Genomic DNA, 22,567 nt, shown 5'->3' with positions numbered 1-22,567 from the left:
CTCACGATACCGGCTGAATACTGCGCCGCGTTTCGGGCATGAACGAGAGTATCGCGGCGGCCAGGATCATTATTGCTCCGGTGATGAAGAAGCCGGCCGTGAAGGCCCCGGCATCCGCCACAGCGCCGAGAGCGAGCGGGCCCACCACGAAGCCGAGGTCTCCGGCCATCCGGTAGACGCCGACTGCAGAACCTTCTGCTCCCTCCGGCGCCAGATCGCCCACCATCGTCGGCGGGGCAATGCTGGCAAGGCCGGAGGTGAGACCGAACACCATCGAGACGATGAGCAGCCCCGTGAACGATTCGAAGAGTCCGTATCCGGCCGTGGCTATGCCGGCGGTGGTCAATCCGATCATGGCCACCGGCCTGCGTCCGACGGTGTCGATTAGGCGCCCGGCCGGGTTCACTATGAGCAGGTTGGTGAGGGCCGAGACCGACAACAGGATGCCGATGTCGCCCGCCCCGAAGCCGAGCGATTGCTCCGCGTAGAGCGGCAGGAGTGTCACCCGGGCGCCGGCTCGCATGAACATCATCGAGAACCCCACCAGCATCAGAGCCAGGAAGGAGGGCGAGCGGATCAACCGTCCTGCAGCCGAGAACACCTGCCTGGCGCTGGTTCCACGGGAGGGGAGATCCTCGATGAAGAACCAGGCCATGACGGATACAGAGCCGGCCAGCCCGGCATAGGCCCAGAAGGGAGTCCTGAAATCGCCGAGTTCTGCGAGGAACCCGCCGACGAGCGGCCCGACGGCCACACCAACGAGCAAACCGGTCTGGAAGACTGCGGTGGCACGGCCGAGTCGTTCCTTCGGGGTTATCTGCAACAAGTATTGAAAAGCCGTAGTGGCGAATACGGCCGACCCGATACCCTCGATGAACCGCGAACCAAGCAAGACGGCGTAGTTGGGAGCAAGGGCGGCGGTAACGCTCGACACGGCGAGGAGCGCGGTACCGAACACGGTGACTCTTCGGGCTCCCCACCGATCACCGGCGACGCCGCCGAGCACACTGAAGAAGAGCCGGGCAACCGCGAACCCTGTGATCAGCGCTCCGGCGGCCGTGTAGGAGACACCGAACTCCAATGCATAGAGCGGGAGGATCGGCGCAACGAGAGTGAGACCTGCCATCACGAAGCCGACACCGATGGCGATGACCCAGACCTGGCGGGAGTCGGCGGAAGGCATGGCCGATCAGTGTAGGAGGGGTTTCGCTCAGCTCAGAAGGCGAATACCGTTTCCGGAGACAACGGAGCCGATAACCGCAGATACCTCGGTGCGCTCGGCCTGCAGAGCAGCGAGCAGGAAGTCGAGGCGATCAGCATGGACGGCGATCAGCAAACCGCCGGAGGTCTGAGCGTCGGCCAGTATCTCGCGCAGCGGGGAACCCACCCGGCCGAAATCGACCTTGGTGGCGATCGATTTCAAGTTTCGCTTGGAGCCACCGGGAAGCAGGCCGCGGTTCGCCAGGTCGACCACTCCATCGATCAGCGGCACGGCACCGACCTGGACTTCCGCTCCAACTCCGGCGGCATCCATCATCTCGGCCAGGTGCCCGAGCAGGCCGAAACCGGTCACATCGGTCGCAGCATTGACGCCGACGGAGGTCATTGCCCGAGAAGCGCCCTCATTCAACTGTGCCATCACCTCGATGGCGGCACGCTCAACGTCGGGGTCGACCGTGCCTCTCTTTATTGCCGTGGCAATGATGCCGGTCCCCAGCGGCTTTGTGAGAACGAGCGCGTCGCCGGGTTGAGCGCCTGCGTTGGTGACGAGTCGGTCCGGCTCGACGATTCCGGTGACCGCGAAACCGTATTTGGGCTCCGGATCGTCGATCGAGTGTCCCCCGACGATGGTACAGCCGGCGGATTCCATCACGCTCGCACCACCCGCGATGACCTCTTCGAGGAGGTCGAACGAGAGGGTGTCGCGCGGCCAGCCGACCAGCTGCAGCGCGGTGAGCGGCGTTCCGCCCATTGCGTATACGTCGGAGAGGGCGTTGGCGGCTGTTATCCGGCCCCAGTCGTAGGGGCCGTCCACGACCGGCGTGAAGAAGTCGACCGTCTGCACGAGGGCCGTCCCGCCGGGCGCGACGTAGACGCCGGCATCGTCGTTGGTTTCGAGGCCGACCAGAAGATCCGGATGGCGGGTGACCGGTGAGTTTCGCAAACGGCGCAGAACCTGCGTCAGCTCGTCAGAACCGAGCTTGCATGCTCAGCCGCTGCCGTGGGAATACTGCGTCAGACGCGGTGTATCGCTCATCACTTCACCCCCTTCCGGATTGGCGAATCGCAAATCGCCGGTCAGCGTGACAGTTTTGCAGGATCACAGAGTTCCGCGGTCATTCGACTCTGTTCGTGTTCTCCGGTCCTCGAGAACCTGGTGATGCCATGTCACCAATTCGACGGACCCGGGGCTCTCCAATAGTGAGAGGAGAGCCAGAGGTGCAGGCAAATCAAGGGGTTCTCCACCTTCGTGCTGTCTGAGTCGGTGGACGGCGAACTGCAGATAATCAGCCACCAGTGGTCGCCGCACAACGGCTATCGCTAGACGGTCTGGGGCCCGGCGGAAGGGGGACCACCGGGCTCTGCCGCAGCACAGTCTCCTCGCCTGTGGCCCGGTGCTTCTCGCAGTGCGCGAGCCGCCAACTGCCTCCTCGCCTCATCTTCCCGCATCCAGCGGCACCTCCACCTCCGCCACCCCACGGCGCTGGACGGACGCGACCGAACCAACGATCAGCACCATGCCGACCACCTGCACCGGGGCCATCTTCTCCGAGAACATCAGCAGCGCCGCAACGGCACCAATCACCGGCTCGGCGGTGGCGATGACCCCCACCAAGCCGGCGGAAGCCCGCTGCAGGGCCTGCAACTCAAGCATGAACGGGATCGCAGTGCCGAGAACCCCCATCCAGATCAGTTCTCCCCAGACCTTCACCGGGAGGTCCGTGGGAAACGACCAGACGGGTTGGATTACTGCCCACATGAGCGCCGAGATGGTGAATCCGTAGGCCATGATGCCGGACGGAGCCATGGTGGTTCCCAGCCGCTCACCGATCACTAGATAGACGGCGAAGGTCGCCGCGGCCGCCAGGCCGGCCCCGACGCCGACTAGATCCATCGAACTCCCCTGCCATACATCCGCAATCAGCGCAGTGCCGGCGACGGCAACGGCAGCAGCCAGCCAGGCCGACCGGAGAATCGATCTGTGTTCTGCGGTCCGCATCCAGACGAGCACCATCATCGGAGCGAGGAACTGCAAGGTCATGCCCGGTCCTACCCCGATTCGATCCACGGCCTCGTAGTAGGCGACGTTGACCGCGGTCAGGCTTGCCCCGAACAGGAGCAGCACCGACCACGGCCCCCGGCTCGCCAGCTTGCGTCGGTACCAGGCGTACGGCAACAACAGGACCACGGCGACCATCGCCCTCGATTGAGCCGCCCGCGCCGGACTCACGACCGACAGCGCATCGCTCGCAATTGCCCCGCTTATGCCGAACAGCAATGCTGCGCTTATGGCCAGCGCGAAGGCCGAACCCCTGTTGTTAGTCCTCTGCATGGGGCTATCCTGCCCCGCCATGACCAATCAGACCACTTGGCTCACTCCTGCGGCACACAAGAAGCTGCGAGAAGAGTTCGAATACCTCACAACCGAAGGCCGGATCCACATCGAGGAGCGCATCGCCGAAGCACGCTCCCACGGAGATATTCGCGAGAACGCCGACTACGACGCGGCCAAGAACGAGCAGGGCATGATGGAAGCCCGGATACGTCAGATCAGGCACCTGCTCGACACCGCCGAAGTTCGCGAGGCCGAGGACACGGGAGTTGTACAGGTCGGCACCATCGTTACGGTCGTCGACTCCGACGGCGATTCGATGGAGTATTTCGTTGCACCGACCGAGAACAGAGTTCCCGGCTTCCTGCTGGCCTCTCCATCCGGCCCGCTCGGCAGCGCCCTGCTCGGGGCCGCCATAGGCGATGAGGTCAGCTACGAGGCTCCGGGGGGAGTCTTCACAATGCGGGTCGAGGCGGTCAGACCTTTCGAGGGGTAGCTCTCAGAGGTACAACTTCAACTCTGAGTTCTGGGTACTGGTCCGCTCCCCCGCCGTCGGGGAAGCAGCCCCGCCCGAATTGCCAATTGCCGATTCCCTGCCGGGTTAGCCTGACAACTGATCCAACCATCGCCCCGAGGCCAGCATGAAACTCCGCCTTCATAGTCCGCGCGAACTCGCCACCAGACTCAGGCTTCTGGCTCGCCGCAGTCCGGAGGAGGTAGAGAAGTACCTCGATACCCACCACGAAGAGTGGGAGGCGCTGGCCGAAGCCGATCCGCACGACGCAGCCGACATCCTCGAGGAACTCGGCGAGGAAGCAGCCACCGACCTCATCGCCGACCTCGACCCAGACGACGCGGCGTACGTCCTCGAAGAGATGCACGACGACCTCGCCGCCGACATCCTCCAGGAGCTCGACCCGGAGGACGCCGCCGACCTGCTCGAGGAAATGCCTGCCGATGAGGCAGCCGACATCATCCACCGGCTCCAGCCGGACGCGCAGCGAGAGCTGATCGAGAAACTGGAGCCGTTCTTCACCGATGAGGTCCGGCTGCTCCTCGAGTATCCGCAAGACACCGCCGGCGGCCATATGACGTCTTCGTTCGCCTCACTTCCTATCGGCATTACGGCCGGGGAAGCGATAGAGCGGATCCGTCAGATGAACGAGGAACTCGAGGATCTGTCCTACGTCTACATCGTGGATGACGACGGCAAGCTGCTTGGGGTCTTGTCATTCAGAGAACTTGTGTTCAAGCGTCCGGGTGCCGATCTCGGTGAGGTCATGATCCCCGACCCCGTCGCCGTCACCCCGCTAACCGATCGCGAGACGGCAGTCGAACTGGCCCAGCGCTACCACCTCTACAGCCTTCCGGTTGTCGACGACAAGGGCCGGTTGCTCGGCAGGCTCCCCAACGAGGAGATCATGGAGGCAATCCAGTTGGAAGCTTCCGAGGACTTCGCCCTCGCCACCGGTGCCGGAGCGCACGAGACCGTGTTCAGCTCGGTTCTCGGATCCGTTCGCATGCGGCTGCCCTGGCTCAGCCTCAATCTCATGCTCGCACTGGTGGTCACGTTCGTGATCGAGGCACAGACCGGCATCATCGAGGACGAGCCGGTGTTGGCCGCGCTCATGCCGGTCATCGCCCTACTCGGGGGAAACAGCGGGTTCCAGAGCCTGGCCGTCGTCATCAGGGCGCTTGCAACCGATGATGTGCCGGGAACACAGGTTCTTCCGGTGCTCCGCCGTCAGCTGGCCATCGGCGTGATGAACGGTGCCGCCCTGGCGGTTGCCGCCGGCGCCCTGGCAATTCTGCTGCTCGGTACCGGCGTCTTCCAATCGACCTCCTCATCGATCCTGGTCGGGTTGGCCGTGGGCATCGCGGCTCTCGGCAACGTCACGATCGCCGGCTTTGCAGGATCGGGGATCCCACTGTTGATGAGGAAGCTGGGTTTCGACCCCGCGCAGGCGTCGAGCATCTTCCTCACGTTGATCACCGACATCGTCGGCTTCGGAGGCTTCCTGGCCGTCGCCGCACTACTGCTGGGTTAGATACCGCAACTGCCGGCGGAACTCAGCCCGTCTTGCCCGGGAACTCCAAGACGGTGGCGGTCGTGTTCATCTGCCGGTCGACCTCGATCATCGCCCGCACAGCCTCAGGGTCGAACCGTCCGCCCGCGTTGGCGCGCAGTTCCGAGAGAGCCTCGTCGGAGGTCAGCGGAGGTCGGTGCGGCCGTTCGGACACCATCGCATCGTATGCATCGGCCACCAGAACGATCCTGGCGAATAGGGGAATGTCATCGCCGGACAGCTTGCGAGGGTATCCCTCGCCGTCCAACTGCTCGTGGTGGCACAACACCCCGTCGGCCACATCCTCGTGGACCGCGTCGGCGATGAGCTGGAATCCGTTGGTGGCGTGCGAGCGGATGGTCGCCCAATCCGCCGGGGTGAGTGGATCGGTCTTGAGCAGCACCGAATCCGGAACGGCGAGCATCCCGACATCATGCAGGAGTCCCGTCAACCGCAGGCGCTCGAGTTCGAAGACCCGCAGTTCGAGAATGGTGCCTATCTGCGTGGCCAGCTCTGCAACCCGGACGGAATGGTCGGCCAGCCATGGTGCCCGCATGCGCAGAGCGGCCAGCAACGTTCCCACTACCGGTGTGATCGATGCCAGAGCTCGGCCCGACCCGGCGAACGCCGGAGCTCCGCCGGCGAGTTTGGTGCAGTTCTTGCCTGCGCGCTTCGCCGAGTAGAGCGCACGGTCCGATGCTTCGACGATGTCCTTGGCCGACTGGGCATCGTGAGGAAACACCGAGACCCCGAGGCTGATGGTCACCCTGCCGACACCGGGCATCGGCTGGTCGGCAACGGCCAGCCGGATCCGTTCGGCAGCCTGGATGGCACCCTCGGCATCCGTTTCGGGCATGATGATCCCGAACTCCTCACCCCCGACACGGCAGGCGATGTCGACTTCTCGAATCTGCCGTCGGAATGCCTCACCCATGCCTCGCAACACGGCGTCGCCGGTGCTGTGGCCGTAGTTGTCGTTGATCGCTTTGAAGTCGTCGATGTCGGCCATCACCACCGCCAGCGGGCGGTCGTAGCGGCGGGCTCGTTCGAGTTCCTCGCCGAGCCGGTCGAAGAAATAACCATGGTTCTTGAGGCCGGTGAGCCAATCCGTCACGGACAGAGCCTGCAGCTGTGTGACCGACTGTTCGAGTTCCTCGTTGCGCTCCCGCTCACGCTCGTAGAGGCGGCTGATCTCCTCGAGGACGGGCCGACTGGCTTCGGCCGAGAGCAGCCCCGACCCGCTGGCCACCGCGCGAATTGCCCCTATCAGATCGGCCGGTTTGCCCTTCACCACGTAGGCGGCGGTTCCGGTCGATACCATCTCTCCCAAGCGCGCCACATCGCCGAAGGAAGCTATGGCCACTATTTCGAGCCGGTGCGGCGACAGATCGCGCAGCCGTCTGGCGGCAGTGACGGCCCCCATTCCGGGCAGGGATACGTCGATGACGGCCACAGTCGGGGACATGACCCGCGCCCGCTGCAGAGCCTCCTCACCGGTGGAGGCTTCAACGACAACATCCAACCCCGAACCGACCAGCACACTTGCCGTGGCTGCACGGGCGGTAGCATCGCCGTCGACGATCATCACTCGAATGTCCAGAGCGGCCCTCCGCGTCCGATAGCTTCAACATGACTATCGGCGCGAACCGGCTCTTCTTTGAGGAACTCTACGAACCGATTTCGTAACCAGGGATATCCTGGAACGGTCCCTGGAAGGACACAGACGTCCCGTCGACGAGCTTCAGCAGATAATGCGCATCCAGATCTGCCTTCTGCTCGTCCGACAGATCGGCCGGATCGGCCAGCACGAGATCGAGAACAGACGCATCATCGATGATGTGTGCTTCTGCAACGGGTCCAAAGGTGTCGACAACGTCGAGAATGACCTGTTCCAGATCGTGGTCGGATACACCATCACCGACACCTTCGAGAACGACCACCAGCAGATCCCCGTTGTCTCCGGGACTCCTGTGAGCGATGTCGTACTTCGGCAGCGATGCCTCGCCCGAGGTCGTGGTCGTCGTGTCCTCCGGTTCGGTCGTGTCGGGCGTGTCCGCCGATCCGTTTGCGGAGGAGTCTCCGCCGCTTGCCGGGCTGGTGGCGGTTGTCGACCCGTCCTCGGGAAGCGTGGTGGTTTCCTCGCCGTCACCGCTGCACGCGGCCAGCACGAGCAATCCGCTGAGGCCCAGAATCAGAATTCGAGTTCGCATGACCCTGAAACGTACACGAACTCCACCTAGTTCCTTCGACCATCCGCCGGCAAGCAGACTTCGGCGCTCCCCCAACTCCGGCGCGGCCGGAACCCGGCCGGCGCGATCAGATCGAACGTGTTGCCGCCCGGACGCGCCGGCGAAAGGCCTCCTGCAACTGAAAAGTAACGGGCCCGGGCTCGAAGGTCCGATCGCCGACCTGAGTTACCGGCATCACCTCATTGACCGTCGACAAGATGAAGAACTCCGCGGCCAGATCGAGTCTCGAAGTCGGGAAGTGACCCTCGCGAACATCGAATCCGAGCTCGGCCGCTGCTTCCAGCGTCACGGTCCGGGTTATCGAAGACAATATGCCGAGATCGAGCGATGGGGTTTCGACTCCGCCATCGACCACCCACCCGATCGAATTGGTGGGACCCTCGAGCATCACGCCCTCCCTGCTCACCAGCAGCGCATTGTCGAAACCGGCCGCCTTCGCCATTCGCATCGATGCCATGTTCGGCCCGTATGAGAGGCCTTTGACGCCGGCGAGCGCCCACGGAAACCCACCGGGATGCCAGGGTGCGGAAATCTCCGCCAGTGAGAGCGAGGCGGGAAGGTCGGGCAGTTCCTCCCAGAAGACGATCAACCTCGGCGGTGCCTCGACGTGTGCATCGGTGCCGCCTCGGGTGGCGATGACCCGTACCACGCAGTCGCCCCCATCAGCGGCCGCCGCGGCGATCCAGCCGGCCAGAGTCTCGCGATCGGGCAGTGAAGCCTCCATGCCCAGGACGGAGGCGCTGTTCCAAAGCCGATCCAAATGGGCATCAACGGCAAAGGCGACGCCTTCGTAAGATCGGAGCGCTTCGAAGCACCCGTCTCCTCGCACTACTCCCCAGTCGAACACAGAGATGGATGCAGTTGCAGGGTCGGCCTCATGGCCGTCTATTAGGACTCGCATGGGACGGAGGGTAGCTGTGAGCCGATGTTCGTCGGTCGCCTGCCGGTCCGGCAGCGCCTCTCAGCCGTCGACGTACCTGCTGGTGATCGGAAGCCTGCGGTCCTTGCCGAAAGCCTTCGTCGTTATCTTGACTCCCGGGGCCGCCTGCCGTCGCTTGTACTCGTTCCGATCCACCATTCGGGTCACCTTCGTGACGACGTCCTGCGGATAGCCTCTGGCGACGATGCTCGCCACCGAGAGGTCCTCCTCCACATATCCCGCCAGGATCCCGTCGAGCGTTTCGTAGTCGGGAAGGCTGTCGCTGTCGAGTTGGCCGGGGCGCAACTCGGCAGACGGCGGTTTGTCGATGATCGAGCGCGGTATCGCTTCCCGGTCGCGGTTGCGCCATTCCGAAAGACGGTAGACGAGAGTCTTCAGCACGTCTTTCAAAACGGCGTATCCACCTGCCATGTCCCCGTAGAGAGTGGCGTAGCCGACGGCCATCTCTGATTTGTTGCCCGTCGCGACGACCATCCCGCCGAACTTGTTCGACACCGCCATGAGGATTGCACCGCGAATCCGGGCTTGGAGGTTCTCCTCTGCCACCCCGAACGGCTCGCCTGCGAAGACCGGGGAGAGCGTGTCGAGGTAGGAGGCGAAGACGCCGTCCATCGGGATGACATCGAATCGTATCTCCAAACGCTCGGCGAGCTCCCTGGCATCCGCCACAGATCCCTCCGAGCTGAAACGAGAAGGCATCGAAATACCCCAGACATGATCCGGCCCCAGCGCATCGGCTGCAATGGCCGCAGTCAGCGCCGAATCAATGCCGCCGGAGAGTCCGACGACGACGTGCTCGAATCCGTTCTTGCGCACATAATCCCTGAGGCCCACCACCAGCGCTCGATACACCTCGGCTTCAGGGGACTGGAGGAGCGGAACCGGCTCGACGGGACCGAGCGAGCGCCTGCCCACGCGTTCCGAGGAGATCGAGTCGAGCACCCGGTCGGACTTCCGTTCGGCGACCGGCACGTCGACGACGAACCTCTGCTCGACGAACTGCGGGGCGCGATAGAGAAGCCCTCCATCAGCGCCGAGGACGACGCTTGCACCGTCGAATACCAGCTCGTCCTGTCCACCCACCTGGTTGACGTAGACAACGGGAGTCGCCGCCTCGATCGCGCGTCGGCGGAGCATCTCCTCGCGCTGGGTCGCTTTGCCGTAGTGAAACGGAGAGGCATTGATGTTCAAGAGGATCTGAGCACCGCTCGCGGCTTGCTGCGAAGGCGGCCCGTCCTCCACCCAGATGTCCTCGCAGACGGAGATTCCAACCGCGACACCGTCGATTCCCCAGAGAGCCGCGTCGTCGCCGCCGCGCACGAAGTAGCGGGTCTCGTCGAATACCCCGTAGTCCGGCAGGAGGACCTTGTGATAGACACCGCGCACGGCCCCGTCGTGGAGGAGTGCAGCTCCATTGGCGAGGGACCGCCCTACTGCATCCCCGTGAGGAGGACGGCCTGTGCTGGTTCTGTCGACGAACCCCACCACGGTGACGACGTCCCCGGCAGCCGCCGCCAATCGTTGCAGCACCTCCAGATTTGCGTCTATGAAACCCTCTCGCAACAAGAGGTCCTCAGGGGGATAGCCGGTAACGGCCAGCTCGGGCAGGACCAGCACATCTGCGAACATTTCCTCTGCCCAGGTCATGGCGGAGATGATCTTCTGCTCGTTGCCGAGCAGGTCTCCAACGACCACGTCGAGTTGCGCTCCTGCCACGCGAAGGTTTTGCATGGGCGTAGCTTAGGAAAGCGCCGACTATCCAAGGGCGGGAATGAACGCAAACCGGTCACCATCCCGATACGGCATCTGGCCCGAACTGGCTCCGCGGCTAACCCGGGCCGGATGGCTGACCGACGGCCGGGTCGCCGGCGCCGCCGTCCCGCTCCTCAGTGCCGTACGGTCCGGACCCGACCCGGAGGGAGCCCTCGAGCGCATTGCCTCGATCCTGGAGCGGGATTCCGAGGTAGCGGCGAGGACTCTCACCGACAGTCAGTTCGGTCTGGCGTTGGTTGCCATCGCGGGCGCCAGCAGGAACTTCTCCCAGAAACTGATCTCGGAGCCCGGATTGCTGCGCGGACCCGGCGAGGCTCCTCCCCGGCTACCCGAACTCGGGGGAACCTTCGATGAATCGCTCCGGGTCATACGACGATATGTTCGAGCTTCGATGCTCGGCATCGCGGTCGGAGATCTCATGGCATTCGATGACCTCGCGGCAGTGGGGAACTCCCTGGCGAGACTGGCAGACCGGGCCGCCGCGCTCGCACTCGAGGCAGCCCACCGGGCGGTGCGCGCCGCTCCGGCCTTTTCTGACCTCCCCGACATCCCGATCGCGGTCATCGCGATGGGGAAGTGGGGCGGCCTTGAACTCAACTACTCATCGGACATCGACGTCCTGTTCGTGCACGGTGCCCCGCCGGGGGTCGACGGACCCAGAGCAGCAGATTACGCACGGAAGGTGTCGATCACTTTCATGGCGGCGCTGGCCCAGCTGACCGCAGACGGAGCGGCCTACAAGGTCGATGCCGACCTTCGACCCGAAGGGCGGAGCGGGCCGCTCACCCGCACCGTCGACTCCTACCGGACCTACTACGAGCGCTGGGCAAAGACCTGGGAGTTTCAGGCTCTGATCAAGGCGCGCCCCGCAGCAGGAGACGATGAACTCGGAGCTTCCTTCATGGCTGCCGTCGAGCCCTTCATCTATCCGGAGACCCTCGATCCGTCCGCAGTGCGAGAGGTACGCGAGATGAAGGGGCGGATTGAAGGACGGGCAGCCGACCAGGGCGTGGAGGAAAAGGAGATCAAACGTGGAATCGGAGGGATTCGCGATGTGGAGTTTGCCGTGCAGCTCCTGCAGCTGGTGCACGGCCGATTCGACCCTCACCTCCGCTCGGCGAACACGCTGGACACACTGCGAACCCTCGCGAATGAGGGATACGTGGGCCGGACCGACGCGGAGGACATGTCGGTCGCATACGTCTGGTTGCGCACTCTCGAACATCGTATCCAGCTCGTAGATCTTCGCCAGACCCACACTCTGCCCGACACGTCGGGCGAGCGGGAGAGTCTGGCGAAAGCGATGGGCTACCGGGACGAACCAGGAGTCGCGGCTCTTCGGCTCTTCGAGCAAGATCTCGTTACACATCGCAGCGTGGCGCGAACGATCCACCAGAGGCTCTTCTACCGCCCGCTGCTCGAAGCGTTCGGCGCGTCCCCGACAGTCACATTGACGCCGGAAGGGGTGGACCGCCAGCTCACTGCCCTCGGATTCCGCGACGTTTCCGGTGCCCGCCGGGCCGCCGGCGACCTGACGGCCGGACTGTCACGCCGGTCGAAACTCATGCAGCAGACGCTCCCTCTGCTGCTGGAGTGGTTGTCCCGAACCCCCGACCCGGATATGGGTCTGGAGCAGTTGCGCCTCCTCGTGACCAACACCAAGGACAACAACCCGCTGGTCTCAGTCCTTCGGGATGACCCGGTGGCAGCCGAACGATTGTGCTTCCTGCTCGGATCCAGCCGGGTGGCCGGACGTTTCATCGATCGCATTCCTCGATTTCTGCCCGAACTCGGCGACGACGGCCGCATCGGCCGTCCGATCGACCGGTCGGGTGTGATCAAGGATGCCGTCGACTACGTCATGCTTCGCCCGTCCTACGACAGGCGCCTGAATGCCCTGCGGAGATTTGTGCGCAGCAGACTCCTGCGGATACTCGCCCGCGACCTTCTCGACCTCGCCGAGGAATCCTCGATCGCCCGGGAACTGGCAGACCTGGCCGACGGAGCGGTAGCCGCCGCCCTCCGAATTGCCAGGGCCGAATCCGCCGGAGAGGCGGTAACCGAGCTTCCCTTTGCCGTGGTCGCGATGGGCAAGTGGGGTGGGCTGGAACTGGGATATCCGTCCGATCTCGACGTACTCTTCGTCTACGACGTTCCCGCGGGCGTCGATGGGGAGGCGGCTCGAACGGCCGCCGATGAGCTGGCTCGTTCGTTCACCGCAGCTCTGGGGAAGGTGACTCAGGAGGGCATCGCGTACCGCGTCGACGCGGGTCTGCGACCGGAAGGCAAGGACGGTCCGCTGGCCCGCACCATCGACGGTTACCGCCAGTACTACGAGCGATGGTCGGCGATATGGGAGCACCAGGCACTCATCAGGGCGAGGTGGGCCGGTGGCGATCCTGGGCCCGGTGAAGCCTTCACAGCCCTGGCAAGTCGGTTCGCCTTCCCAGCAAGTCTCATGCCGGACGGTATCCGTGAAATCCGCACCATGAAGGCTCGCATCGAGGCAGAGAGAGTTCCTCCGGGGGAAGACCCGGACTTCCACTTCAAGTTGGGAAGAGGGGGTCTCGTGGATGTGGAGTTCCTCACCCAGCTACTGCAGATGCGACACGGAGCAAACATCGAGGCGCTACGGGAACCGGCAACGTTGACGGCCCTCGCAGCAGCCGTCGACACCGGCCTGCTGACCGAATCCGAAGGGGCCTATCTTGCCCAGGCGTACCGGTTTTGCACCAGGCTGCGCAACCGTTTGTACCTGCAGACCGGCCGCGATGTCGGCTCGTTGCCCACCGACCCCGTCGAACTCGCTCGCCTGGCAGTGCTGCTCGGCTACCCGGGCGGGTCGGTCAGCAGCCTTCGTGAGGACTATCGGAAGGCAACACGGCGCTCCCGGGGGGTCTTCGAGAAACGGTTCTACGAGGACTGAGCACCGGCGACGCAGAGCTTCCCCGGAACCGATACCATTGCACCGGATTTCCCGCCGGTTTGACCCCCAACGGCGCGGTCAGGAAGGCACCCATGAACACCGATGTGAAACGACTGCAGAAAATCGTCAGGGAGGTCACTCCCACGGCGATAAGCCTGCGCAGGATCATTCACGCCAACCCTGAGCTGGGAAATGAGGAATACGAAACGACTGCGCTCATCGACGCGACCCTTCGCGACGTGGGGATCCGGCCCAGAGTCAGGCTCGGACATACGGGCCTGACCGCCGACCTTGGAACAGAGGGAACATTGATCGGGTTCAGGGCGGACCTCGATGCCCTGCCCATAACCGAAGCAACCGACTTGCCCTTCTCCTCGACCAATCCGGGCGTCATGCACGCCTGCGGGCACGATGGGCACACGGCTATTGGTCTGGGAATTGCACTGGTGCTCTCGGAGTTCGGACCGTTGCCGGGACGAGCGCGGTTCATCTTCCAACCAGCGGAGGAGACCTTCCCGGGCGGCGCCTTCGACATGGTTCGCGAAGGCGTCGTCGAGGGTGTCTCAGCCCTCATCGCCTTCCACATGGATCCATCGCTGACAACCGGCAAGATCGGGTTGAAGATAGGACCAATCACCAGTTCATCCGATCGCTTCGAAATCACGGTCAGCGGCCCCGGCGGGCACACCGCGCGACCTCACGAAACGGTCGACGCCGTCTACGCGGCCGGACGCGTCGTGACGGAGTTACCGACTCTCCTGAACCGCACTCTGGACGCCCGGACTCCCATGTCGCTCGTTTTCGGAACCATTCACGGCGGCAAGGCAGACAACGTCATTCCAACCAGCGTCACGATGACGGGCACGGTACGCATCCTGGATCGAACCACCTGGGACTTGATGCCCGATCGGGTACACGCCCTGGTGCGAGATATCGTGGCTCCCGTCGGAGCGAAGGCCGACGTGCACTACCAGCGGGGCATTCCCCCCGTCGTCAACGACGCCGGGGTTCTATCGGAAGTCGAGTTCGCCATACATGAGGTGCTCGGAACCCAGGCCGTCGCCGAGACCCACGCAAGCCTCGGTGCCGAGGATTTTGCCCGCTTCCTGGATCTGGTCCCCGGTGCCCTCCTGCGCCTCGGCTCCGGCCTCCCGGATAGGAAGGTGGATCTGCACTCGGCGTCATTCGATATCGACGAAGACGCGATCGAACACGGGATCCTGGTCGGAGCGGCGAGCATGCTGCGCCTGATGCAATGCAGGTGGTGAGTCCGATTCGCCAACCGACATTGGGACGCGGCGCCCTGTCAATCCCCCAGCGTGAAGCCTTCATTCGCCAGCGCACCGCGCAATGCTTCCGCCTCGCCGGGGCGCACCGAAAGTGTCAGCACGCCGCCGCCTCCCTGGGGGCCGTGCCGGAGTTGAAGGTCACGAACATCGACCGAGCTGACGGCTAGGGCACGGCCCACCGCGGCGAGCTCACCGGGCTGATCTTCCAGTATCACTCGAACGGCCATCACCGGCGGGGCCAGGGTTCTCCGCAGAGCCCTCGCCCTGCTGAGAAACTCCGTAACGCCTGTGTTCGACTCGACATCGTCGGCGATGACTCCGAGTCGCTCGGCGAAGCTGCGGAGTTCCGACACGACGGCAGCACGGTTCTCCCCCAGCAGCTCGTTCCACAACTCCGGATCGGAGAGGGCGACTCGGGTCAGGTCGCGAAAACTGCCGGAAGCGAGAGGAAGGGCCTCATCGTGCCGCTCGGCCTCGCCGAGAAGAGTCGCCGCCAGCACCTGCGGCAGATGACTGACGATCGCGACGGCCAGGTCGTGCTCGGCCGCCGACATGCGCACCGGATTAGCGCCCATGGACATCACGATCCCGGCGACCCTCTCCAGGTCTGCAGAGTCGGCTCCATCCTCAACGATCACCCAGCTGGCACCGCGGAACAGGGAACCGGAAGCGGCTCCCGGGCCGGACTGTTCGCGCCCGGCCATCGGGTGGGTGCCGACGAAATGGTCGAGGTGGGCCGCCGCCCGGCAGACCGGTTCCTTGACACCGGCGACATCGATGACGAGAGCACCGGTGTCCAGATCTCCGAGGGTAGAGATGACCGCTCGCGGAGGTCCGGCGAGAACGATGAGTTGTGCTCCCTCGATCGCGGCGGGCAACGACGGGAGCGCAGCATCGAGTGCGCCGCCTTCGAGGGCGGTGGCCAACGCCGACTCATCGGGATCCCAGCCCACCACCCGCCATCCGGTCGAGCGGAGGGCGAGCCCGGTGGAAGCACCGATCAAGCCGGTGCCGACCACGGCAGCCTGTCGAGCAGTCACCCTTGAGGACCGACGGCCGCGACGAGTCGGCGAATCGACCCCATCAACTCGGCAAACTCCTCCGGCAGCAGCGCCTGTGCACCGTCGACCTTGGCGAGTTCGGGGTCCGGATGGACATCGACCATGAACCCATCGGCGCCTGCGGCCACCGAAGTCCTGGCAAGCGGAGCAACCAGGTGGCGATGACCGGCAGCATGCGATGGATCGACGATGACCGGCAAATGCGACAGGTTCTTCAGAATCGGTACTGCTGTGATATCCAGCGTATTGCGCGCGGCGGTCTCGAAAGTGCGGATGCCGCGTTCGCACATCAGGATGTCGTGATTGCCCTCTTTGTAGATGTACTCCGCGGCGTTCAGCCACTCTTCGATGGTGGCCGTGAGGCCTCTCTTCAACATGACGGGCTTGCTCTGCCTCCCTACCTCGGTCAGCAATGTGAAGTTGGCCATGTTGCGTGTGCCGACCCGGAGGATGTCCGCATACGAGGCAACCAACTCGATATCGCGCGGATCGAGGATCTCCGCGATGAACGGCATGTCGAACTCCTCGCGGGCCTCGGCAAGCATCTGCAGCCCGGCCTCACCGAGCCCCTGGAATGAGTAGGGGGAGGTTCGGGGTTTGAAAGCATCTCCGCGCAGGACCGTTGCACCAGCCTTCTTCACTGCCTCTGCCGCCCGAAACAGCAGGTCACGGTCCTCGACGGCGCATGGCCCGGCGATGGGAGTGAAACTGCCCCCGCCGATCGATACGCCGCGCACCTCGATCACGGTGTCTTCCTCCTGGAAGTCGCGGCTCACGAACTTGAACGGTTTCAGAACCGGGACTGCTCGCTCGACGCCCGGCATGGCTTCCCAGGGCAGTTGCTGGATTCGGGCGCGATCGCCGAGTGCCCCGATGACTGTTCGGAACCGGCCCTCCGAGATGTGGGCTTCCGAATCGATGGCCTTGAGCCGCTCGACGACGTGAGCCACATCTTCCTGGGTGGCGTCCTTTTTCATGACGATGATCATTGAGCTCATTCTCCAAGCACTCCGCCGGACGTGGATTCACCGAAGCCGCTGTCGGCCAACGCGAGCAATCGAACGGTTGCACCCGCAGGAATGGTGCTCCGCAGCCCATCCGCAACCTCCTCGACCAGAGACTGCGCCCAGGTGGAGAAGAGAACGGCACCGGATTCGTCGCCGCCGAACATCACCACCCGGCACTGCGGATCCTCGATGAAGTCGTCGGCGAGCTCCCGCAGCCAGTCGGCAGGCAGGTCGGCGGGTGATTCAACCAGAAGAGCTCGCATCAGGGGCATGGTACCTACCGATCGAAGACACCGTTCCAGGTCGTACAATTGCCAGATGAGGCGAATCATGGTTACCGGAGCGGCGACGTGGACGGGCGGCCGCTTGATTCAGCGCCTCGAGGCTCAGCCCGATGTCGAAGTCATCGCCGTGGACGAGTTGTCGCCGACCGTCGATTTCGATTCGCCGATGCACGAGCTCGAAATCGACGAACTCGATTTCGCTCACTTCTTCCTCGATGTCCGGCCGCACGTTCTCGTCCACCTGCAAGCGATCGACAGGGCCGCAATCCTCGGGCGAGAGAAGTCTCACAGCAGGGTGATCATGGGAGCACGCGGACTGTTCGGGGCTTTGGAGCGGAGCTCAGAGATCGAGAAGGTCGTGATGAAGTCGGACTCCGTGTTCTACGGTTCGGGGCCCCGCCACCCTTCGATACTCAACGAGGACACCACCCCGAAGCGCACCACCAGTGCCTACTCGCTCAGCATTCGCGACGTCGAGCGCCTGCTGGGCGAAGTCGCCCTCGACATACCGCACGTGACTTTCACGACTCTGCGTTTCGCGCCGATCATCGGCACCGAGATCGGCAACATCCTCAGCCGATACATACAGCTACCGGTGGTGCCGACGCTTCTGGGATACGACCCGCGAATACAGGTGATCCATGAGGAAGACGTGGTCTCTGCATTACTCCATGCAGTTGCACAGCCGGTCCACGGGACGTTCAACATCGCAGCCGAAGGCCAGCTGTACCTGAGTCGTGTGCTGAGGCTCGGGAGACGCCTCCCCCAGCCCCTTCTTCCAAGGCAGCATCGAGTCGCTCTCGGGGCGCTCGGAATGTTCGGGAATCGATTCCCGGGGAGTCTCGAGCAGTACCTCCGGTACGGTCGGATCATGGACACGACGCGCATGAAAGAGGCCTTCGGGTGGAAGCCGCAGCTCACCGCCCGCCAGGCGGTGCTGACCGCCTACGGCCGGGTCGCCGCTCCCGGGGTCACCAGATGACCGATTCGATGTCATTGCTCCTCGACCGTCTCACCCGGGACGAACTTCGCGCTTTCGCCAGGGCAGCGGGGATCTCCGGCCGCTCGAAGATGACCAAGAGCGAACTGATCGAAGCGCTCCGAGTCGAACTCCAATCACAGGCGAAGCCCTGGAGAAGGGAGCGCTCACCGGTATCGCCGGCGGAACTCTCGGAGGCGCGCAGGCGACGAATCAGTGCCGGTCGACGATTTGAATCCATGGTCGACGCCCGCCAATCGTGCACCCTGCGGACAATCGAGGGATTCGCGTGCGGACTCCCGGTCATCGCCGGCAAAGAGCGTTGTGCACTGCACGGCGGTACCAACATCTCCGACCTGGCCGTGCCTGCCGCCGGCCATCTCGGACTCGACACCTGGCCCGGCCTCATCAGGCACCTCTTGCTGGCTTCCTACGACATCGACGCGCTGGGTCTCGATCCGGTCGTCTCCGAGATGATCTGGCACGTCGCCAACTTCCTCTACTTCGAGTACTTCCGTGTGGATGTGGAAGGGATCGAGAACGTACCGACTCATGGGCCAGGCGTTCTGGTGTGCAATCACGCCGGTGCTTTCATCCCCTACGACGGGATGATGCTCCAGCTGGCGGTGCTCAATGAGGCAGAGTTGCCGCGGAGGGTACGGGTCGTCGGTACCGAGATACTCAACCTCGTTCCCTTTCTGTCTCATCTATACCGCAAGGCGGGAGCTGCTTTCGCCAGCAGGGAAGACGCTCGCTGGGTTCTCAAGAACGGCTTCTTACTAGGCGCATTTCCCGAGGGTGTTCCTGCTTTTCAGAAGCCGCATGCAGAGGCTTACCAACTCCGGCGGTTCGGTCGCGGTGGGTTCGCCGAGCTCGCCATCGAAGCCGGATCCCCGATAATCCCGGTCGCGATTGTCGGATCCGAGGACGTCCATCCGGCGCTGTTCAGCTCACGCCGACTGGCCCAGTTGTTCAAGCAGTTCTTTCCGCAACAGCGAGTCGAGGAGCTCGGCGTGTTCCTCAATCCGATCCCGCTCCCCGTGAAATGGAAGATCAGGTTCCTACCCCCGATCGACCCGCCGGAGCCGGGGACGGGCACAGATCGACTGGCCGTTCTGGAACTGGCCGAACACACCAGAGAGGTCGTGCAGAAGGCTCTCGACGAGATGCTCGCACAACGCGGCTCGATGTTCTGAGCCCGCAGGGAGACTCTCACCGCTGCTTGCAAAAGTTAGCAAGCTGCGATATATTGCTAATGATGAGCGAGAATCCGGAACAAGCATCGAGCCGCCTCGAGCTCGGCGACTTCATCCGTCAACAGCGTGAGCGCTCCAAGATGTCACTGCGAAGACTGGCAGATCGGGCAGGGATTTCGAACCCCTACCTGAGCCAGATCGAGCGGGGACTCCGGAAGCCGTCCGCCGAGATCCTGAAGTCGCTTGCCCGGGCGTTGTCGATTCAAGCTGAATCGATGTACGTGCGGGCCGGATTGCTCGACGATGGGTTCTCGCCGCCGACGGTCGTTGAGGCCGTCGAAGCGGACCCGGTGTTGAACACCCGCCAGAAACAGGTATTGCTCGAGCTCTACCGCACTCTGATCGAGTCGGACGGGATCGAGCCGCAACGACAGGAGAAGAAATGATCGAGACCAAGAAGGCGCTCTACGCCGCCGTCGGTGCACCGATGGTCGCCATGAAACGGGCCGGCGATGCCCTCAAGGAACTCTCCGAGAAGCTGACCGACCGGGTCGGCGACATGGGCGAGAAGCTGACTGGAGACGCTCGCAAAGAGTTCGAACTGTGGGCTGAGGAAGGCGAGAAGCTCGTCAGCAAGATCTCAGAGCAGAAGGTCGTCGAGGATCTGAGTGCCAGGGTGGACCTCGATGAAATCCAGGAGCGTGTCGGAAAGCTGCGCGACCAGCTCGAGGACATTCTCTCATCGTGGCGGGAGTCCTTCTCGCCCGGCGAAGTGGTCGAGAAGCCTGTGGTCGAGGTTGCGGCCAAGAGGCCGGCGGCCAAGAGGCCGGCGGCCAAGAAACCGGCGGCCAAGAAACCGGCGGCCAAGAAGCCGGCAACGAAAGCCGCCACAACGGCAGCCAAGAAACCGGCCGCCCGGACTGCGGCCAAGCCGGCAGCCGAGCAACCTGCCGCTAAGTAGCGTCGACCGCGACCAGCCTCTGTTGAGGGCCCTCCGGGGCCCTCAACACGCGACTTGTGAACCGGGAACGGGGCCGGGATCCGGACTCGAGGCCCCCTGGCCGCCTAGTACTTCACCAACGGCTCGATGGCCTGAGCTGAATCGATCCAGCGCGCCACCATCGCTTCGGTGGGCAGACGGCGAACGAGCTTCTTGCTCTCGTTGATCTCGACCATCTTCTTCGTCAGTGAGACGGCATTTCGTCTGCGGAGTTCCTTGATAGTGTCCACGCCGGCGGACTCGAGAAGGTCGGAGTATTCACCGCCTATCCCCCTGCATCGCATCAGGTCGGCGCGGTTCACCCACTGAAGGATCTGCTTCTCAGCGAACCCGGTATCTGCGGCCAGCAGTTTGCGACCTCTCCGGTCTCCGGCCCGCTTCAACAACGCTTCGGTCGTGCGGATACCGTTCTTCCTCAGCTTCGTTGCCGTACGCTGCCCGATACCCTCGACGGCGTCAATTGAAGGCACTACCGCTCCTTTCCCGCTTCCTACCGGATGTCTCTGGTTGGCCGAAGCCTACCGAAACCCGCTCACCGGGTGCCGGGTCAGCCACGCGGTTGCAGATCATCGACGTCCTGCTGTGTGTCCACGTCTCTGGGCGGAAGGTGCTCGAACCAGATCTCCCTAACCCACTCAGGATGCGCCTGAAGGAGGCGCTGAGCTCCCGTGTCTCCTTCGAGGCTGATCAGACGGGCCCACAGCGACCGGTCGACGATGATCGGATTGGACCAGGTGTAGCGATACTTCGGCACGAGGGCGGGCCGTTTCTCCCGTCGCGCTGCATCGATCAACTCGGCGACGACATCTCGGCGGATTTCAGGTTGGTCTCCCATTGCGATGAGGACCTTGCCGGCGCGGGACTCACGAGTGAGAGCATCGAGGCCGACGCGGATGGAAGAGGCGATGCCTTCCTCGAACTCGTCATTGACCACGACGGTTGCATTGCCGAAGTCCACACCTTCGAGCACGGCTTCGGCATCATGGCCGATCACCACCCATATCTCATCGATTCCGAACGACCGGGTTCTCTCGATCACATGTCCGAGCAGCGTCTTCTCTCCCCACGGCAGGAGCTGTTTGGGAGATCCCAGGCGAGTTGAGGAGCCTGCGGCGAGGATCAGGGCGGCAATCGACATCGGAGACTTTCGGTGCGGTGACGGGTCCACTATACGGTTCGGGACTGGCGCCGGAATCAACCGGCGACCGTGCCCTCTGATCCGCCGTCCTCTCTCGCCCGGCGCGCCGCGACGATCTCGGCGAGTATCTCGACGGCCGTCTCACCCGCCGCCTCGGCTCCGAGGTCGAGGCCGATCGGCCCGTGAATGCGCGCAAGTGTGTCCGGCGGAACTCCTGCCTCGGCGAGACGTTGCAGCCGTTTGCCATGAGTCCTTCGACTCCCCATCGCTCCCAGGTAGCGAACATTCCTCGCCAGGGCCGCTTTCACCACGGGATCTTCATAGCGATGATCGTGTGAAAGCACGACGACAAAGGTGCGTCCATCGAAATCCAGCTGCTCCACAGCGTCCTCGGGCCAGGCCGTGATGATCTCGGAGGCATCAGGGAACCGCTCCGGAGTGGTGAAGGCCGCCCGCGGATCGCACACGATCACCGTGAAACCGACCCGGGACGCAAGGGCGCAGAGAGCCTGACCGATTTCGACCGCGCCGAATATGACCAGTCGGGGCGGCGGACCTGCCGCCTCGAGGAACAGCTCGGATTCGCCTACGCCGACGATCGCGGGCCTCTCCGTCTCGAGAGCGATCCGCACGAAGGGCTCTATCTCAGGCAGGAGGGACTCCGGAAGATCCGAGCCGATCGACTCGAAGTTCGAATCGAAGATACCTCTGCTGCCGGCAGCTGGCCCGGCCACCACCGTTGCGATGACTACGGGTCTCTTCGGATCGAACCGACGCCAGATCTCATCAGTCCAGTTCTCGATGAACACATCGATCGCGCCGCCGCAGGAAAGCCCGACCTCGAAGGCCACGTCGTCTGAGATGCCGTAGTCGACGAGCGCCGGCCGCTGATCCTCGAGCACTCGCTGAGCGTGCATGAAGACGTCGTTCTCGACGCAGCCCCCGGAGACAGACCCCTCCATGTCGCCGGCCGACGAAACGAGGAACCGACTCCCGAGCGGCCTGGGGGCGGGACCGCCGACGCGAACCAGCGTGGCAACGGCGACCGCTTTGCCCTCTGATCGCCAGCGCCTGGCCACCTCGATGCTGCGCGCTAGCTCCACGGT

General features: G+C 63.9%; 21 protein-coding genes. 8 read left to right on the top strand and 13 right to left on the bottom strand.

Annotation, left to right across the window (positions count from 1 at the left end; genetic code table 11):
* Position 1: 1 nt before the first annotated feature.
* The 3 genes from VLT15_07205 to VLT15_07195 all read right to left on the bottom strand — a co-directional run bounded on the left by VLT15_07205 (position 2) and on the right by VLT15_07195 (position 3,553).
* A complete protein-coding gene (locus tag VLT15_07205) occupies positions 2 to 1,183 on the bottom strand; it encodes an MFS transporter (GenBank protein HSR45002.1) in 1,182 nt (393 codons plus the stop codon).
* Positions 1,184 to 1,210: 27 nt separating this feature from the next.
* Positions 1,211 to 2,257 carry a selenide, water dikinase SelD gene (gene selD, locus VLT15_07200; protein ID HSR45001.1) on the bottom strand — a complete coding sequence of 349 codons (1,047 nt, stop codon included), beginning with the start codon at positions 2,255 to 2,257 and terminating at the stop codon, positions 1,211 to 1,213.
* 399 nt (positions 2,258 to 2,656) lie between these two features.
* Positions 2,657 to 3,553, bottom strand: a complete 897-nt coding sequence (locus VLT15_07195) for an EamA family transporter (GenBank protein ID HSR45000.1) — start codon at positions 3,551 to 3,553, stop codon at positions 2,657 to 2,659.
* 19 nt (positions 3,554 to 3,572) lie between these two features.
* On the opposite strand from VLT15_07195, the gene greA reads away from it, so the two are divergent.
* Entirely contained in the window at positions 3,573 to 4,049 is a 477-nt protein-coding gene (gene greA, locus VLT15_07190; GenBank protein HSR44999.1) for a transcription elongation factor GreA, read from the top strand.
* A gap of 145 nt (positions 4,050 to 4,194) precedes the next feature.
* Positions 4,195 to 5,601 (top strand): magnesium transporter, encoded by a 1,407-nt coding sequence (gene mgtE, locus VLT15_07185; protein ID HSR44998.1) that lies wholly within the window; start codon positions 4,195 to 4,197, stop codon positions 5,599 to 5,601.
* Between the two features lie 22 nt (positions 5,602 to 5,623).
* On the opposite strand, the gene VLT15_07180 is transcribed toward mgtE, so the two are convergent.
* The 4 genes from VLT15_07180 to VLT15_07165 all read right to left on the bottom strand — a co-directional run bounded on the left by VLT15_07180 (position 5,624) and on the right by VLT15_07165 (position 10,539).
* The gene (locus VLT15_07180; protein ID HSR44997.1) at positions 5,624 to 7,204 is read right to left on the bottom strand and encodes a diguanylate cyclase; all 1,581 of its coding nucleotides are present in this window, start codon (positions 7,202 to 7,204) and stop codon (positions 5,624 to 5,626) included.
* Positions 7,205 to 7,286: 82 nt separating this feature from the next.
* On the bottom strand, positions 7,287 to 7,829 hold the full coding sequence (locus tag VLT15_07175; protein ID HSR44996.1) for a hypothetical protein: 543 nt from the start codon (positions 7,827 to 7,829) through the stop codon (positions 7,287 to 7,289).
* A gap of 106 nt (positions 7,830 to 7,935) precedes the next feature.
* On the bottom strand, positions 7,936 to 8,769 hold the full coding sequence (locus VLT15_07170; GenBank protein ID HSR44995.1) for an aminotransferase class IV: 834 nt from the start codon (positions 8,767 to 8,769) through the stop codon (positions 7,936 to 7,938).
* A gap of 60 nt (positions 8,770 to 8,829) precedes the next feature.
* Positions 8,830 to 10,539, bottom strand: a complete 1,710-nt coding sequence (locus VLT15_07165) for an NAD+ synthase (protein ID HSR44994.1) — start codon at positions 10,537 to 10,539, stop codon at positions 8,830 to 8,832.
* 40 nt (positions 10,540 to 10,579) lie between these two features.
* Here VLT15_07165 and VLT15_07160 point away from each other — a divergent pair, with 40 nt between their 5' ends.
* Positions 10,580 to 13,507: a bifunctional [glutamine synthetase] adenylyltransferase/[glutamine synthetase]-adenylyl-L-tyrosine phosphorylase gene (locus VLT15_07160; GenBank protein ID HSR44993.1), complete on the top strand. Its 2,928-nt coding sequence runs from the start codon at positions 10,580 to 10,582 to the stop codon at positions 13,505 to 13,507.
* Between the two features lie 92 nt (positions 13,508 to 13,599).
* Positions 13,600 to 14,775 (top strand): amidohydrolase, encoded by a 1,176-nt coding sequence (locus VLT15_07155; GenBank protein ID HSR44992.1) that lies wholly within the window; start codon positions 13,600 to 13,602, stop codon positions 14,773 to 14,775.
* Positions 14,776 to 14,813: 38 nt separating this feature from the next.
* Here the strand turns inward: VLT15_07155 and VLT15_07150 are convergent, their stop codons facing one another.
* From VLT15_07150 to VLT15_07140, 3 genes are read right to left on the bottom strand one after another with little or no spacing between them, the layout of a single operon-like run.
* Complete coding sequence (locus tag VLT15_07150) at positions 14,814 to 15,836, bottom strand: prephenate dehydrogenase/arogenate dehydrogenase family protein (GenBank protein ID HSR44991.1); 1,023 nt, start codon at positions 15,834 to 15,836, stop codon at positions 14,814 to 14,816.
* Positions 15,833 to 16,846 carry a 3-deoxy-7-phosphoheptulonate synthase gene (gene aroF, locus VLT15_07145; protein ID HSR44990.1) on the bottom strand — a complete coding sequence of 338 codons (1,014 nt, stop codon included), beginning with the start codon at positions 16,844 to 16,846 and terminating at the stop codon, positions 15,833 to 15,835. Before aroF ends, VLT15_07150 begins: the two co-directional genes overlap by 4 nt.
* Before the next feature lie 5 nt (positions 16,847 to 16,851).
* On the bottom strand, positions 16,852 to 17,127 hold the full coding sequence (locus tag VLT15_07140) for a hypothetical protein (GenBank protein HSR44989.1): 276 nt from the start codon (positions 17,125 to 17,127) through the stop codon (positions 16,852 to 16,854).
* A 55-nt stretch (positions 17,128 to 17,182) separates the two neighbouring features.
* Here VLT15_07140 and VLT15_07135 point away from each other — a divergent pair, with 55 nt between their 5' ends.
* The 4 genes from VLT15_07135 to VLT15_07120 all read left to right on the top strand — a co-directional run bounded on the left by VLT15_07135 (position 17,183) and on the right by VLT15_07120 (position 20,284).
* A complete protein-coding gene (locus tag VLT15_07135; protein HSR44988.1) occupies positions 17,183 to 18,130 on the top strand; it encodes an NAD-dependent epimerase/dehydratase family protein in 948 nt (315 codons plus the stop codon).
* Positions 18,127 to 19,323 carry a 1-acyl-sn-glycerol-3-phosphate acyltransferase gene (locus VLT15_07130; GenBank protein ID HSR44987.1) on the top strand — a complete coding sequence of 399 codons (1,197 nt, stop codon included), beginning with the start codon at positions 18,127 to 18,129 and terminating at the stop codon, positions 19,321 to 19,323. Before VLT15_07135 ends, VLT15_07130 begins: the two co-directional genes overlap by 4 nt.
* Before the next feature lie 62 nt (positions 19,324 to 19,385).
* Positions 19,386 to 19,769 carry a helix-turn-helix domain-containing protein gene (locus tag VLT15_07125; GenBank protein ID HSR44986.1) on the top strand — a complete coding sequence of 128 codons (384 nt, stop codon included), beginning with the start codon at positions 19,386 to 19,388 and terminating at the stop codon, positions 19,767 to 19,769.
* A complete protein-coding gene (locus VLT15_07120; protein HSR44985.1) occupies positions 19,766 to 20,284 on the top strand; it encodes a hypothetical protein in 519 nt (172 codons plus the stop codon). The genes VLT15_07125 and VLT15_07120 overlap by 4 nt, the downstream gene beginning before the upstream one ends.
* A gap of 104 nt (positions 20,285 to 20,388) precedes the next feature.
* On the opposite strand, the gene VLT15_07115 is transcribed toward VLT15_07120, so the two are convergent.
* The 3 genes from VLT15_07115 to VLT15_07105 form a co-directional block, all read right to left on the bottom strand.
* Complete coding sequence (locus VLT15_07115) at positions 20,389 to 20,793, bottom strand: DUF4332 domain-containing protein (protein HSR44984.1); 405 nt, start codon at positions 20,791 to 20,793, stop codon at positions 20,389 to 20,391.
* Positions 20,794 to 20,870: 77 nt separating this feature from the next.
* Positions 20,871 to 21,461: a nucleotidyltransferase family protein gene (locus VLT15_07110; GenBank protein HSR44983.1), complete on the bottom strand. Its 591-nt coding sequence runs from the start codon at positions 21,459 to 21,461 to the stop codon at positions 20,871 to 20,873.
* A gap of 56 nt (positions 21,462 to 21,517) precedes the next feature.
* Positions 21,518 to 22,564 carry an XdhC/CoxI family protein gene (locus VLT15_07105; protein HSR44982.1) on the bottom strand — a complete coding sequence of 349 codons (1,047 nt, stop codon included), beginning with the start codon at positions 22,562 to 22,564 and terminating at the stop codon, positions 21,518 to 21,520.
* Between the last annotated feature and the right edge of the window lie 3 nt (positions 22,565 to 22,567).

The organism is Acidimicrobiia bacterium (genome assembly GCA_035471805.1).
Lineage (GTDB): Bacteria > Actinomycetota > Acidimicrobiia > Spongiisociales > JAHEDJ01 > JAHEDJ01.
This window is presented reverse-complemented; position numbering and strand designations above follow the sequence as displayed.

Excerpts from the sequence above, each read along its gene's own strand:
- VLT15_07205 (HSR45002.1), bottom strand. The coding sequence starts at position 1,183 with ATGCCTTCCGCCGACTCCCGCCAGGTCTGGGTCATCGCCATCGGTGTC.
- VLT15_07195 (HSR45000.1), bottom strand. The coding sequence starts at position 3,553 with ATGCAGAGGACTAACAACAGGGGTTCGGCCTTCGCGCTGGCCATAAGC.
- greA (HSR44999.1), top strand. The coding sequence starts at position 3,573 with ATGACCAATCAGACCACTTGGCTCACTCCTGCGGCACACAAGAAGCTG.
- mgtE (HSR44998.1), top strand. The coding sequence starts at position 4,195 with ATGAAACTCCGCCTTCATAGTCCGCGCGAACTCGCCACCAGACTCAGG.
- VLT15_07180 (HSR44997.1), bottom strand. The coding sequence starts at position 7,204 with ATGATCGTCGACGGCGATGCTACCGCCCGTGCAGCCACGGCAAGTGTG.
- VLT15_07175 (HSR44996.1), bottom strand. The coding sequence starts at position 7,829 with ATGCGAACTCGAATTCTGATTCTGGGCCTCAGCGGATTGCTCGTGCTG.
- VLT15_07170 (HSR44995.1), bottom strand. The coding sequence starts at position 8,769 with ATGCGAGTCCTAATAGACGGCCATGAGGCCGACCCTGCAACTGCATCC.
- VLT15_07165 (HSR44994.1), bottom strand. The coding sequence starts at position 10,539 with ATGCAAAACCTTCGCGTGGCAGGAGCGCAACTCGACGTGGTCGTTGGA.
- VLT15_07160 (HSR44993.1), top strand. The coding sequence starts at position 10,580 with ATGAACGCAAACCGGTCACCATCCCGATACGGCATCTGGCCCGAACTG.
- VLT15_07155 (HSR44992.1), top strand. The coding sequence starts at position 13,600 with ATGAACACCGATGTGAAACGACTGCAGAAAATCGTCAGGGAGGTCACT.
- aroF (HSR44990.1), bottom strand. The coding sequence starts at position 16,846 with ATGATCATCGTCATGAAAAAGGACGCCACCCAGGAAGATGTGGCTCAC.
- VLT15_07140 (HSR44989.1), bottom strand. The coding sequence starts at position 17,127 with ATGCGAGCTCTTCTGGTTGAATCACCCGCCGACCTGCCTGCCGACTGG.
- VLT15_07135 (HSR44988.1), top strand. The coding sequence starts at position 17,183 with ATGAGGCGAATCATGGTTACCGGAGCGGCGACGTGGACGGGCGGCCGC.
- VLT15_07130 (HSR44987.1), top strand. The coding sequence starts at position 18,127 with ATGACCGATTCGATGTCATTGCTCCTCGACCGTCTCACCCGGGACGAA.
- VLT15_07125 (HSR44986.1), top strand. The coding sequence starts at position 19,386 with ATGAGCGAGAATCCGGAACAAGCATCGAGCCGCCTCGAGCTCGGCGAC.
- VLT15_07120 (HSR44985.1), top strand. The coding sequence starts at position 19,766 with ATGATCGAGACCAAGAAGGCGCTCTACGCCGCCGTCGGTGCACCGATG.
- VLT15_07110 (HSR44983.1), bottom strand. The coding sequence starts at position 21,461 with ATGTCGATTGCCGCCCTGATCCTCGCCGCAGGCTCCTCAACTCGCCTG.